Here is a 12,855-nt window from a genome sequence, read left to right as displayed (position 1 = left end):
GGCCCTTCCCACCCCGGCCTCACCCATGCCCCGAACACCGGCCTCCTCGTATCGCGGTCACAGGTGAGCGGCGGCCTGTTCGACGCAATGGGTCGGCCGGTTCACGACCAGGGCGCTCTCCGGTCGTGCGTTCGACTGTCACGCCTGTACCCGAGCCGTTCCCGCGCTGAAACACTCACGAGTTCCCTGAGCTTCGCCCGGGTCTCCGAATCGGTCGAGTACACAACAGTGCCAACCATGCCCCGGGTCAGCAGCACCTTGTAGGTGTTGCGGATCAGGCGGTCCACGTCAGCGTCGGAGGTGGACCTCTTGAACACCGGGTCCTTCGAGGCCGTGCGGTCTGTGACCCAGCGGCCGTCTCGCCAGAGGAGGTCGGGCCCGATGATGACGCCGGACCAGTCGTACTCGAAGCCCTGGGCGGTGTAGACGCAGCCGACCTGGCCGAAGCCGGCCGGGTCTGTCGCCCACAGGGCTGCCGGAGGCGCGCCGGAGAGGGAGCGGTCACCGCGCAGGTTCCAGGGGTGGGCCCAGTCACCGATGACGACGTCGGGTGGCAGCGGCTCGCCGGGGCTGGGCTCCGGGGACCAGCGCCAGCAGTAGCCGGCGGACATGCGGGCGCCGTAGCCCTGGGCTCGCCGGGCCTCCAGGAACGCCTCCATCTCCCGAGGGCTCTCGGCGACCTGGAGCTGCATGCGGCCGTCGGGCTCCCAGGTGACCGGTCCGCCGGGCTCGAGTCCGAGGAGTCGGACCACCCAGCGCAGGTAGGCGTCACTGCCGCCGCAGCGGAACTGGCTGTCCAAAGGTACTACGTGGCACGGGATGTCCCGCTTCGCCGCCGCCTCCTTGATGTCGGCGACAGTGCCCATCTCACCGGGGCGCACGACCTGGTGCTCATCGAGGAAGAAGACGGGCACGTAGGCGACGTCGATGAGTTCGTCGATCTGGGCCCTGCCGGTCCGGTGCTCGGCGCGGGTGTACCGGTTGGCAGAGGTCTCCCGGACACGGTGGGCCTCGTCGCAGATCAAGGCGCCCAGGCTGTTCTTCGCGGCGCTCATGAAACTGTTGAAGTACTTGAACAGGTCCCGGACTTCACGCTTACGGGCCCCGGCGACCTTCCGCATCGTCTTGGTGAAGGACTGGGAGCCGGTGGCGTGCAGCGCCGGTATGCCGCGTCGATACAGCTCTCCGAGCAGCTGAAGGGCGATCACACTCTTCCCTGTGCCGGGGCCTCCGGTGACGATGACGACTTCCTTGCGGTCGGCCTTCTTCGCTTTCTGCACCGCGTTGAGCACCATGCGGTACGCGACCTGCTGCTCGTCGAGCAGCACGAACTGCGTGCGGTCCCGCACTTCTTCGGCGGCCACGGACATCAACTGCTTCGACGGCACGGCGACGCCTGCGCACAGTTCGTCCGCCGCCCCTGCCCCGGGGTGCTTCTCGCTCAGCACCGTACGGAGGTGAGCGAGAAAGGCGCCCCGGCTCTCCCCGGTGAACAGCAGACCGCGGCCGTCGCGCTCGATCTCCCTCAGCCCGGCCACACCGAACTCAGTGGCGTTGTGCAGGAACGCCACCCCGTTGACCCGATGGGCGTACTCGGACACCGCCCCGTTGAAGTTGACGAGATACTCGCAATATCGGCGCACCTGCTCGATCGGGTTGAGGACCGGGTGAGCGTAGGCATCGACGTGGCAGAGAGTGGTGTCGTCCTCGTGGGGAAGTGCCTGGCTCCACTGCTTTAGTTCCACTACGACGTACGACGGCTCCCCCGTTGTCGGGTGGACTCCGGCGAGGACGACGTCGGCGCGCTTGCTGTTCAACGGGAGCGTGTACTCCAACATGACCTCCACGTCGCCCAGGCCCGCGTCGTTGAGCGCGGTGGCAAGGACGGGGATGCTGCGCTCCCAGGATCGCAGCTCCGAGGTGCCGGGCCGATAGCCGTGCATGTGGACGAAATTGTCGGTGAGGTGCAGGAACAGCGAACCGTCGAAGGCCATGACGGCGACCGTTTTCGCGGACGCGCGGAACAGCAAGGTCTTCCCCCGGGCAGCACGAAGAGACTCGTGCGGGTGGGGGCGTGTCCTTCGAAACTCCACCGGGGTGGAGCGGAAGCCCGTCGGGCCGCGTTGACGACGGTCTGAGGATACCCGGCGGCAGTGACAGTCGTCCTGTCGCCGTTCCCCCGCTGACGGGGTCCGGACCTGCCGACCATTGCGGGCGTACCGCTGGAGCCTGCAGGGGCGACTGGCGTCCGTCTGCTCAGAGAGCGGTGGAAGGCGGAAGGGCCCGGATCACCTCCGTGATCCGGGCCCTCCTTCGTGCGGGATGCGGGACTACGACCGTGCCGAGCGCGTGCGCACCACGGCGAACGCGGCGGCGGCCAGGCCGAGGACGCCGACGACGAGGCCGGCGATGCCGAGGCCGCGGGCGGTGGAGTCGCCGGTGGAGGTGGACGGGGCGGCGGCCGCGGGCTTGGCGGCGGAGGCGGCGGAGGTCTCGCCGTCCCCGGCCGTGAGCTTCAGGACGGGCGCCGGGTTCTCCGGCTCGTCGTCGCCGGTCGGCTCCTCGATCCAGCGGACGACCTTGCCGTCGGAGTAGGTCTGGAGCGTCTTGAAGGCCAACTGGCTTCCGTCCTCGGGGAGCTGGCCGAAGGCGACGTCGAAGTCCTGGTACTGCCCCGGGGCGATCCTTCCACCGGTCCAGGTGATCTCGGAGACGGCCTCGGTGATGGACCCGTCGTCGGTCTTGACCGGCGTGCTGAGCCTGGTGGTGGTGACCTTGGCGGTCCAGCCGTCCTGCGGGTGGACCAGCACCCCGAGGACGGGGTGGTCGGTGGGCAGGTGGACCTCGACCTTGGTGGTGCTCGCGCCGTCCTCCTCGTCGGGGACGCGGAAGGTCAGCAGGCCGTCCGTGGCGCCCTTCGGCAGGCTCTCGGGGTGGACGGTCACGTGGGCGGAGGCGGCCCCGGCGGCGGTGAGGACGCCGGCCGCCGCGAGGGCGGTGGCCAGGCCGGCGCGGCGCAGGGCGGTGCGGGTTCGGGACATGGGTGCGTGGATCTCCGTACGGGTGTGTGGGAGGTGCTGTCAGGCCGGGTACGGGATCCGGGCCGGGGGTCCGCGCCGGCTGACCGCGTGGCGCAGCAGGAGCTGCCGGGGCGGGAGCGCCGGGGCCGCGCCGTGGGCGGCGGCCGGGGTGGACCGCGGGAGCGGGGGCGCAGGACGCCACCAGGCGACGAGCCCCGGCACACAGGCGACGGCCCGCCGCAGCAGCGACCACAGCGCGGCCTCCCCGCGCCGCAGCCACCAGGAGGCGACGAGCGCGGCGAGGACGTGTGCGGCGGCCGCGTGCGGGGGGAGGGTGTGCGGGTGGCCGGCCGCTGCCTGTGCGAGGGCGGCTCCGCCCGGCGCGCCCGCCATTCCCGGCATCCCGGCCATGGCGGCACGCATCACGGTCCCCGGTACTCCGGGGCCTGCCGCGGCCGCGTGGGCCTGCGCGGCGTCGAAGGCGAGGTGCAGCAGCGCCTGGGTGGCGAGCATGGCGGCGCCGATCCCCGGCAGGGTGCGCTCCCGGCCACCGAGGAGCCATCCGGCGGCGAAGACGCCGAGGAACCCGGCGCCGTCCGCCCACAACGGCGGCATGTCGCCCATGGAGAGCCCGTGTCCGGCGGCAGCGAGCAGCACGCACACCGCGGCGAACACCCCGGCGCGCAGACCCCGGACCGCCGGCGACGCGCTCATGGTCAGGGATCCTCCCACGGAGGAGAGGTACGCGCGGCGGAGCCGGGCCGTTCAGCCGATCGGCGTCGGGCAGCGGAGGCGGTCCCGCGGCCGGGGCGCGGCAGGGCCGAGACCCCGGAGCCGTCGGGCCGCGGCCTCCTCCTCGTCACCGCCCTGGCCGACCGCTGGGGCGCGGAGCCGTATCCGCCGAGCGGCACGTCCGTCCTGGCCGAACTCGCCCTCGACGCACACGGTTCTGGAGCCGTCACGGAACGAGCCGCAGCGTCTCCCCGTCGCGCGCGACGCTGCATGCTCGGGCGTACGCACACCGTCGGCCCTGCGCCCGCCGAGGAGCGGGACAGGAGTCGCCACGTGCCCTTGACCAGCGCCCGTCCGGGCATCGTCCCCCGCACCCGGGACTCCGACGTCAGGAACTCCGTCGCCGACGGCTCTCGTCCCCCACGGCAGTCCTCCCCTCCTGGGAAACGGCGAGTGAGCATTCAGGCAACCATGGCCCGGTAGGCGCGCTGAGGCAGGTGCGCCCTCGGGTGCGAACTCGGCGTGCCGCCTCGCGGCGAACCCCTTCTGCCTCTCCGGCACAACGCCCGGCGCGTCGGGCGAGTGGTGCGAATGCGAACGTCTGGTGAACGCCGATGCGTTGCGGGTGTCCTTCACCACAGCGCTGACGCGAAGCGTGGAGCAGTGAGCGGCCCGGTGCCGCCTGAAAAGTGCGCTGAACTGCGCCATCGGGCGGTCAACCAGGAACGGCCACCACCCGGACCGGGACCGGTGATCACTCCCCCCTCCTCGTCTACTTTATGATCGTTCGCGAGCCACCCCCTTCCCTCCCTCCGATCCGCTTGGCAACCGCGAACACCATCCGTCGAGCGGGTCCGCGCGACATTGACGTATGCAGAAAGGTGAACACCATGGCTCTCGGACTACTCCGGCGTCGGCGTCCCCGAGGCGCCTCCGGAGCCGCGCCGGGCCTTTCGGTTTCCCTGCCACCCGGGGCGGGGGCGTTCGGCTGCGAGGTCGTCGACCCCACGGGACAGCCCATGAGGGGGGCCGAGGTCACGGTCACCGCGCTCGACAGCCACCGCGTCGTGGCCCGCGGCACCACCGACCCGTACGGCCTGTTCATGGCGACGCTGCCACCGGGCACCTACAGCGTGATGACCGCTGCCGACGGGCTGTCCCCCGCCCGCAAGCAGGTCGACATAGCCGCCGACGTCGCCCTTCCCCTCACGCGGGTCCCCCTGCTGCCCGCCCGTCAGCTGGAGCTTCCGCCGCCCGGCACCTGGCTGTTCGACCCGCCGCACACGGCGATCCGGTTCATCGCGAAGCACGTCGGCATGGCGCACGTCCACGGCCGTTTCACCCGCTTCGACGGCGGCATCCGCGTCGCGCAGAACATGGCCGACTCCCAGATCTCGGTGCGCATCGACGCGTCCAGCATCTCCACGGGCAACAGGACCCGCGACAACCATCTGCGTTCCGGCGACTTCCTCGACGTCGAGCGCTTTCCCTTCATCGACTTCGTCAGCACCCGGTTCGTCTACCGCGGCGGCTCGAAGTGGACGCTGCACGGCACGCTCACCATGCACGGCACCAGCCGCACCGTCGGGCTCGACACGACGTACCTCGGGACGGTGAACGGCGGTTACGACCAGGAGCTGCGCTGCGCGGCCCTCGCCAAGGCCGAGCTGCACCGGGAGGACTTCACCCTCAACTGGCGCTCGATGCTCGCCCGCGGTATCGCGGTGGTCGGTCCGACCGTCCAGCTGGAGCTCGACGTCCAGGCGATGTACCGCACTCCGGAAACGCCTACTCCGCCGGAGTAGGCGAGCCGGCGGGCTCGGCACCGCCCCGGCCCCTCCCCTCCCCGCACGCGGTCGCTCCTCCGTGCGCGACCGGCCGGACGCTCGCGGGGAGCCGGCCGGGAGGCCCTCAGGCCGCCCTCCTCCCCAGCTCCCCGTGGGCGCGCACGATCTCCGCGTACCGGTGGCCGCTGGCCTTGATGGTGCGGGTCTGGGTGGGGTAGTCGACGTGGACCAGGCCGAAGCGCTTGTCGTAGCCGTAGGCCCATTCGAAGTTGTCGAGCAGCGACCAGGCGAAGTAGCCGTGCAGGGGGGCGCCGCGGCGGGCGGCCGACGCACAGGCGGCCAGGTGGCGTTCCAGGTAGTCACGTCGCTCGGGGTCGTCGACGGTGCCGTCGGGGCGGACGGTGTCCGGGAAGGACGAGCCGTTCTCGGTGACGTGGATCCTTTGCGCGCCGTACTCCTCGGTGAGGCGCATCAGCAGGGTCTCGATGCCGCTCGCGTCGATCTCCCAGCCCATGCCGGTGCGCGGCACTCCGGGGCGGCGCACGGAGCGGGCCCGGGGGGCGAGTCCGGTGGGGTCGTCGGCGACGGTGGCCGGGAAGTAGTAGTTCAGGCCCAGCCAGTCCAGCGGGGCGGCGATCGTCTCCGCGTCGCCCGCGCGTTCGGGGAGTTCGACGCCGTAGACCTCGCGCATGTCCGCGGGGAAGCCGCGGCCGTGCACCGGGTCGAGCCACCAGCGGTTGACGTGTCCGTCGTGGCGGCGGGCGGCGGCCCGGTCCTCGGGGCGGTCGGTGGCGGCGTGGACGGTGGACAGGTTGTTGACGATGCCGACCTCGGCTCCGGATGCGGCGGCCCGCACGGCCTGGACGGCGAGTCCGTGGCCGAGGAGCAGGTGGTAGGAGGCGCGGACCGCGGCGGTGAGGTCGGTGAGGCCCGGGGCCATGGTGCCCTCCAGGTGGCCGATCCAGGCCGAGCAGGAGGGCTCGTTGAGGGTCGCCCAGTGCGACACCCGGTCCCCGAGGCGTGCGGCGACGGCTCCGGCGTAGTCGGCGAAGTGCTCGGCGGTCGCGCGCTCGGGCCAGCCGCCGCGGTCCTGCAGGGCCTGCGGCAGGTCCCAGTGGTAGAGGGTGACCGACGGGGTGATGCCGGCCGCCAGCAGGTCGTCGACGAGCGCGTCGTAGAAGGCGAGGCCCCGGGGGTTCAGCGGGCCGTCACCGGCGGGCACCACGCGTGGCCAGGCGATCGACAGCCGGTAGGCGTTGGTGCCGAGGCGGCGCATCAGGGCGATGTCGTCGCGGCGGCGGTGGTAGTGGTCGCAGGCGACGTCGCCGTGGTCGTCGTGGTCGATGCGTCCGGGGGTGTGCGCGAAGGTGTCCCAGATCGACGGTGCGCGGCCGTCCTCGGCGACGGCCCCCTCGATCTGGTACGCCGAGGTGGCGGTGCCCCACAGGAAGTCGTGCGGGAGGGCGGCGAGGTCGATGGCGTCGGACACGGAAGTCCTCTCGGGGATGGGGGAGCCGGTCACTTCACCGCTCCGGCGGTGAGCCCGGCGACGAGGTAGCGCTGGAGCAGCAGGAAGCCGGCGACCACGGGCACGCTGACGACGAGCGAGGCGGCCATGATCTGGTTCCAGTACACGTCGTACTGCGTGGAGTAGCCCTGGAGGCCGACGGCGAGGGTGCGGGTGGCGTCGTCGGTCATGACGGACGCGAAGAGCACCTCGCCCCAGGCGGTCATGAAGGCGTAGACGGCGACGGCGACGATGCCGGGGACCGCGGCGGGCACCACCACGCGGAAGAGCGCGCCGAGCGGTCCGCAGCCGTCGACCAGCGCCGCCTCGTCCAGGTCGCGGGGCACCGAGTCGAGGTACCCGATGAGCATCCAGATCGAGAAGGGCAGCGAGAAGGTCAGGTACGTCAGGACCAGCCCGCCGCGGGAGCCGAACAGGGCGATGCCGGTGGCGTTGCCGATGTTGACGTAGAGCAGGAACAGCGGCAGGAGGAACAGGATGCCGGGGAACATCTGGGTGGACAGCACCGTGACGGTGAAGACGCGCCGGCCGCGGAAGGCGTACCGGCTGACCGCGTAGGCGGCGAGGACGGCGACGACCACCGAGCAGACGGTCGCCGAGCCCGCCACGATCAGCGAGTTCACGAAGTACCGGGCCAGCGGCACGGTCGACCAGATGTCGACGTACGGGCGGAGGGTGAGCCCGCTCGGCAGCCAGCGGAAGCCGCCGGTGACGTCGGGCAGCGGTTTCAGCGAGCTGGAGACCATGACGTACACCGGCACCAGGACGAAGCCGGTGAGCAGGGTGAGGAGCACGCGCCGGGTCCACAGGAAGGAGCGCGGCGGCGCCGTCGGCGAACGGCCGCTCGGAGAGGATGATGCGGCTGGTCGGGGTGACCGGACGGTGTCAGACATCGGCGCTCCTCCGTCCTCTCGAGGTCAGCAGCAGGTGGCCGCCCGTCACCACGAGCAGGAACAGGAGCAGCAGCACGGACATCGCGGAGCCGGCCCCGAAGTTCCAGGTGACGAAGGACGCCTGGTAGATGTGGACCGAGATGAGGTCGGCGGCCTCCGGCGCGGCCCGGCCGAACAGCACGTACGGCGTGTTGAAGTCGTTGAAGGTCCACAGGAACAGCACCAGGACGAGGACCTGGTTGACGGGGCGCAGGGACGGCAGGGTGATGCGGCGGATCTGCTGCCACAGGCCGGCGCCGTCCAGCGCGGCCGCCTCGTACAGCTCCCCGGGGATGTTCTGCAGCCCGGCCATCACGATGAGGAAGGCGAACGGCCAGCCCTTCCACACCGACACGGTCAGCAGGGCGACGAAGCTGTTGTCGCCGATCAGCCAGAAGGTGGGCCGGCCGGTGAGGTGCAGCTGGTCGTGCAGGACGTGGTTCACCAGACCGTTGTCGTGCTGGAACATGAACACCCAGGTGATGACGGCCGCATAGACGGGCAGCGCGTACGGCACCAGGAACAGGGCGCGCAGCAGGCCGCGGCCGCGGAAGGAGTCCTGCATGCAGATCGCGGCGGCCGTGCCGATCAGCCAGCACAGGGCGACGGACAGCAGCGTGAAGACGACGGTGACGAGGAAGGAGTGCAGCAGCGCCTGGCCGACGGGGGCGTCGAAGTCCACCGACATCCGGTAGTTGCCGAGGCCGGACCAGGGGGCGGTGCCCCAGTCGCGGATGTAGAGCTGGGTGAGCTGCTTGAAGCTCATCACGACGCCGATCGCCATCGGCACCAGGTGGACGAGGAGTTCGAGGACCAGCGCGGGCAGGAGCAGCAGGTAAGGCAGCGCGCCGCGGCGGATCCGCCCGGGGCGGCGCGGGCCGCGCGCCGCCCCGGGGGTGTGTGCACCGGCCGGCGGCGCGCCCGTGCCGGGGCCGGTGGGGACGGTGGTCGTCATCGGGGTGCCCGTGCTCACGTCGCGGGCATCTGCTGCTGGGCCTTGGTCAGCGCGGCCTTCACCGAGGCGGCGGTGACCGCGCGTCCGGCGGCCGCGTCGGCGAAGAGTTCCTTGACGGCCGTGCCGACCGTCGTCTCGAACTGCGACTCGTCGGCGACCTGGGGCAGTGCGGCGGAGCTGGTGGCGAGGGTGTTCCGGAGGACGGTGTCGGCGGGTGCGCCGAACGCGGGGTCCTGCTGGGCGGACCTGACCGGCGGGATCGAGCTGTAGGCCCTGTTGAGGATCTTCTGCTCGGTGTCGCTCGTCATGAACTTCACGAACCGCCGTGCGCCGTTCAGGTTGTGGGTGTTCTTGAAGACCGCGACGTTGATGCCGGCGACCATGGAGTCGACCTGGGTGCCGGGGCCCGGGGTGCCCGACTGCACCGGGACGGGGGCGACGCCGTAGGCGTCCCCGCCCATGCCCTGCGACGTCAGGTTGGCCGACGCCGACTGCCACAGGAGCATCGCGGTACGGCCCTTGGCGAAGTCGCTCACCGACTGGTTCTGCGCGTACTCGGCGTTGCCCTGCGGGATGACCTTGTCCTTGGACATCAGGCCGACGTACTGCTGCACCGCGGCGACCGTACCGGGGTTGGCGAAGTCCGGCCTGCCGTCGGGGGTGAAGAACGAGGCGCCGTGCTGCCGGGCGAAGACGAAGACGTGGTGGATGTTCTCCGACAGGTTGGAGCCCTCGGCGCCGAGGACCTGCTTGCCCCGGGCCCGGATCTTCGCGCCGTCGGCGACGAGTTCGTCCCAGGTCGCCGGGGGCTTGGCGATGCCGGCGTCGGCGAGGATCTTCTTGTTCCAGTAGAGCGCGTAGGCCATCGAGTACAACGGGACCGCGGCCGGGTCCTTGCCCGGTGCGCCGGTCGAGCCGAGTGCGGAGTCGACGAAGCGGTTCCGGCCTCCGACGGCGGCGAAGTTCCTCGCGTCCCAGGGCAGCAGCGCGCCGGTGGCCTGGAGGGAGGCGCTCCAGGTGTTGCCGATGTTGAGGACGTCGGGGCCCTGGCCGGAGGTCGTGGCCGTGAGGATGCGGTTCAGCAGGTCCGACCAGGGGACCACCTCCAGCTTCACCTTCACGCCCGACTGCTTCTGGAACTTGTCGAGTTCGGGTTGCAGGACCTTCTTGTCGACCTCGATGCTCGCGCCCTGGTTGGAGGCCCAGTACGTGAGCGTCCTCGGTGACGAGTCGTCGGATCCGCCCCCGGTGGAGGTACCGCCGCCGCAGGCCGAGGCGGCGAGGGCGAGAGACAGGGTGACGGCGCCTACGGCCGCGGCTCGGATGCTGCGCATGGCTCCTGGTGTCCCTTTCCGGGAGTCGAGGGCGCCGGAGAAGGCTCGGGAGGCGGGTCCCCGTTCGGCTCCCAAAACCCTCACGGCTTAATTTAGGACGTGAGTTAAACCGTCGCCGAAGGGCCCGTCAAGGGATGCGGCAGGGGTTCCGCGGCGGTCGCCGGCGGGCGGTGCGCGCCGGTCCCCGCCGACCGCCGACGGACGGACGGGTGACCTGCGGCGGGAGGGGCGCCGGGCATCCGGGACCCTCTCCGCAACGGTTGGGTATCGGCCACCGCTCCCCCACCCTTTCGGCCTCCGGCCATCACACGCCTCACCTGATGCCTCATCAAGTGCCCTGCGGGGAAGTCCGGTCGCACGTCTTGACGATGTCTTCACGCCGATGAACCATTCAGCGGCAAGAGAGCGCTCTCGCACTCCCCGTCGTTCACTTCCTGAACCAGGAGAGCCGCCCCATGCCCCCTGACTCCCCAGGCCGTTCCGGTGCCGCGGACCGCCCCGACCGACCCGGCTCCGCGGAATCCCCCGGCTCGCCGCCGTCCACGCCCGGCCGCAGAGCCGTCCTCGGCGCCGCCGCGCTGGCCGCCCCCGCCCTGGTGGGACTGACGGCCCCGTCCGCCGCGGCCACCGGCCGCCGCGCGCACCCCGCGCCGGTACACCGACGGCCGCGCGCCCTCCCCGGCGGCGGCGACCTCGGCCCCCACGTCCTCGTGTTCGACCCCTCCACACCCGGCATCCAGGCCCGGCTCGACGACGTCTTCCGGCAGCAGGAGTCCGCGCAGTTCGGCACCGGACGGTGGGCACTGCTGTTCAAGCCCGGCACCTACCACGGCCTGAACGCCCAACTCGGCTTCTACACCTCGATCGCCGGGCTCGGCCTCTCCCCCGACGACACGACGATCAACGGGGACGTCACGGTCGACGCGGGCTGGTTCAACGGCAACGCCACGCAGAACTTCTGGCGTTCGGCCGAGAACCTCGCCCTCGTCCCGGCCAACGGCACCGACCGCTGGGCCGTGGCCCAGGCGGCGCCCTTCCGCCGCATGCACGTCCGCGGCGGCCTCGACCTCGCACCGTCCGGCTACGGCTGGGCGAGCGGCGGCTACATCGCCGACAGCCGCATCGACGGCCAGGTGGGCCCGTACTCGCAGCAGCAGTGGTACACCCGCGACAGCGCGGTCGGCGGCTGGCTCAACGGCGTGTGGAACATGGTGTTCTCCGGCGTCGACGGCGCGCCCGCGCAGAGCTTCCCGAACCCGCCGTACACCACCCTGGCCACCACGCCCGTCTCCCGGGAGAAGCCCTTCCTGTACGTCGACGGCGACGAGTTCCGCGTCTTCCTGCCGGAGAAGCGGACCGGCGCGCGCGGGGTCACCTGGGGCAACGGCACACCGCGGGGCACGTCGCTGCCCCTCACGCGGTTCTACGTGGCCCGGCCCGGCGTCTGCGCGGCCACCCTCGACCAGGCCCTCGCCCAGGGGCTCCACCTGCTGCTGACGCCGGGCGTCTACCACCTCGACCGGCCGCTGCGCGTGGACCGCCCCGGGACGGTCGTCCTGGGCCTGGGCTTCGCGACCCTCGTGCCGGACAACGGCACCACGGTGATCAAGGTCGCCGACGTCGACGGCGTACGGCTCGCCGGATTCCTGATCGACGCCGGACCGGCCGCCTCCGCGACACTTCTCGAAGTCGGCCCGCCGGGCGCGTCGAAGGACCACTCGGCCGACCCGACCACCGTGCAGGACGTGTTCGTCCGGATCGGCGGTGCGGGTGCCGCGAGGGCCACGACCAGCATGGTGATCAACAACCGCCACACCGTCGTCGACCACACCTGGCTCTGGCGCGCCGACCACGGGACCGGCGTCGGCTGGGACACCAACCGCGCGGACTACGGCCTCGTCGTCCACGGCGACGACGTGGTGGCCACGGGCCTGTTCGTGGAGCACTTCAACAAGTACGACGTGCAGTGGTACGGCCAGCGGGGCCGCACCGTCTTCTTCCAGAACGAGAAGGCGTACGACGCCCCGAACCAGGCGGCGGTCCAGAACGGCCCGACCAAGGGATACGCGGCGTACAAGGTCGGCGACCGGGTCACCGCCCACGAGGCGTGGGGCCTGGGCAGCTACTGCTACTACGACGTCGACCCCACGATCGTGCAGCACCACGGCTTCGAGGCACCGGACACGCCGGGCGTGAGGTTCCACGACCTGCTGGTGGTGTCGCTGGGCGGCAACGGCCAGTACGAGCACGTGATCAACGAGACGGGCGCGCCGACGTCGGGCACGTCGACGACGCCGTCCACGGTGGTGTCGTATCCGTAGGCCGGACACGGTGGCCCTTTCCCGCGGTCGGTGCGCGGGGAGGGGCCGGTGTTCTCCTGCGACAGGCGGTCGGGGCACGTTTCCCCGGACGTGTCCGACGGGCGGCGGCGCGGTCGCCCGTCACGGCACCCGGCACTGCCGCGGGGCCGCGGAGCGCCGCCGCCGGGCGACCGGGGACACCGGCCGAGCCGTGCAGCGGCCCGCTCGCGGACGGATACCGGGCTCGGGGCAGGACGGGAGGCGGGG

9 protein-coding genes are annotated in these 12,855 nt (G+C 71.7%); 2 read left to right on the top strand and 7 right to left on the bottom strand.

What is annotated here, in order from left to right; genetic code table 11:
- Positions 1–101: 101 nt before the first annotated feature.
- The 3 genes from P3H78_RS26215 to P3H78_RS26205 form a co-directional block, all read right to left on the bottom strand.
- Positions 102–2,030 (bottom strand): DUF2075 domain-containing protein, encoded by a 1,929-nt coding sequence (locus P3H78_RS26215; protein WP_276111629.1) that lies wholly within the window; start codon positions 2,028–2,030, stop codon positions 102–104.
- A 300-nt stretch (positions 2,031–2,330) separates the two neighbouring features.
- Complete coding sequence (locus tag P3H78_RS26210; RefSeq protein WP_276111628.1) at positions 2,331–3,041, bottom strand: YcnI family copper-binding membrane protein; 711 nt, start codon at positions 3,039–3,041, stop codon at positions 2,331–2,333.
- A 39-nt stretch (positions 3,042–3,080) separates the two neighbouring features.
- The gene (locus P3H78_RS26205; RefSeq protein ID WP_276111627.1) at positions 3,081–3,734 is read right to left on the bottom strand and encodes a hypothetical protein; all 654 of its coding nucleotides are present in this window, start codon (positions 3,732–3,734) and stop codon (positions 3,081–3,083) included.
- A gap of 908 nt (positions 3,735–4,642) precedes the next feature.
- Between P3H78_RS26205 and P3H78_RS26200 the strand changes: the two genes are divergently transcribed.
- Entirely contained in the window at positions 4,643–5,557 is a 915-nt protein-coding gene (locus tag P3H78_RS26200) for a YceI family protein (protein WP_276111626.1), read from the top strand.
- Positions 5,558–5,663: 106 nt separating this feature from the next.
- Here P3H78_RS26200 and P3H78_RS26195 read toward each other — a convergent pair whose 3' ends face one another.
- Genes P3H78_RS26195 through P3H78_RS26180 form a run of 4 tightly spaced genes read right to left on the bottom strand, consistent with a single transcriptional unit; the run spans position 5,664 to position 10,288 of the window.
- The gene (locus P3H78_RS26195; protein WP_276111625.1) at positions 5,664–7,028 is read right to left on the bottom strand and encodes a GH1 family beta-glucosidase; all 1,365 of its coding nucleotides are present in this window, start codon (positions 7,026–7,028) and stop codon (positions 5,664–5,666) included.
- Positions 7,029–7,057: 29 nt separating this feature from the next.
- Positions 7,058–7,960 carry a carbohydrate ABC transporter permease gene (locus tag P3H78_RS26190; RefSeq protein WP_276111624.1) on the bottom strand — a complete coding sequence of 301 codons (903 nt, stop codon included), beginning with the start codon at positions 7,958–7,960 and terminating at the stop codon, positions 7,058–7,060.
- On the bottom strand, positions 7,953–8,954 hold the full coding sequence (locus P3H78_RS26185; protein ID WP_276111704.1) for a carbohydrate ABC transporter permease: 1,002 nt from the start codon (positions 8,952–8,954) through the stop codon (positions 7,953–7,955). Before P3H78_RS26185 ends, P3H78_RS26190 begins: the two co-directional genes overlap by 8 nt.
- Before the next feature lie 14 nt (positions 8,955–8,968).
- Positions 8,969–10,288 (bottom strand): ABC transporter substrate-binding protein, encoded by a 1,320-nt coding sequence (locus P3H78_RS26180; RefSeq protein WP_276111623.1) that lies wholly within the window; start codon positions 10,286–10,288, stop codon positions 8,969–8,971.
- A gap of 455 nt (positions 10,289–10,743) precedes the next feature.
- Here P3H78_RS26180 and P3H78_RS26175 point away from each other — a divergent pair, with 455 nt between their 5' ends.
- A complete protein-coding gene (locus P3H78_RS26175; RefSeq protein WP_276111622.1) occupies positions 10,744–12,609 on the top strand; it encodes a pectate lyase-like domain-containing protein in 1,866 nt (621 codons plus the stop codon).
- Positions 12,610–12,855 lie beyond the last annotated feature (246 nt).

The sequence above is a fragment of the Streptomyces tropicalis genome, from assembly GCF_029269835.1.
GTDB classification, from domain to species: Bacteria; Actinomycetota; Actinomycetes; order Streptomycetales; family Streptomycetaceae; genus Streptomyces; species Streptomyces tropicalis.
The sequence above is the reverse complement of the archived record's forward strand: the minus strand, read 5'-3'. Positions and strand labels throughout refer to the sequence as shown.

Excerpts from the sequence above, each read along its gene's own strand:
- P3H78_RS26190 (WP_276111624.1), bottom strand. The coding sequence starts at position 7,960 with ATGTCTGACACCGTCCGGTCACCCCGACCAGCCGCATCATCCTCTCCG.
- P3H78_RS26200 (WP_276111626.1), top strand. The coding sequence starts at position 4,643 with ATGGCTCTCGGACTACTCCGGCGTCGGCGTCCCCGAGGCGCCTCCGGA.
- P3H78_RS26180 (WP_276111623.1), bottom strand. The coding sequence starts at position 10,288 with ATGCGCAGCATCCGAGCCGCGGCCGTAGGCGCCGTCACCCTGTCTCTC.
- P3H78_RS26205 (WP_276111627.1), bottom strand. The coding sequence starts at position 3,734 with ATGAGCGCGTCGCCGGCGGTCCGGGGTCTGCGCGCCGGGGTGTTCGCC.
- P3H78_RS26185 (WP_276111704.1), bottom strand. The coding sequence starts at position 8,954 with ATGACGACCACCGTCCCCACCGGCCCCGGCACGGGCGCGCCGCCGGCC.
- P3H78_RS26175 (WP_276111622.1), top strand. The coding sequence starts at position 10,744 with ATGCCCCCTGACTCCCCAGGCCGTTCCGGTGCCGCGGACCGCCCCGAC.
- P3H78_RS26210 (WP_276111628.1), bottom strand. The coding sequence starts at position 3,041 with ATGTCCCGAACCCGCACCGCCCTGCGCCGCGCCGGCCTGGCCACCGCC.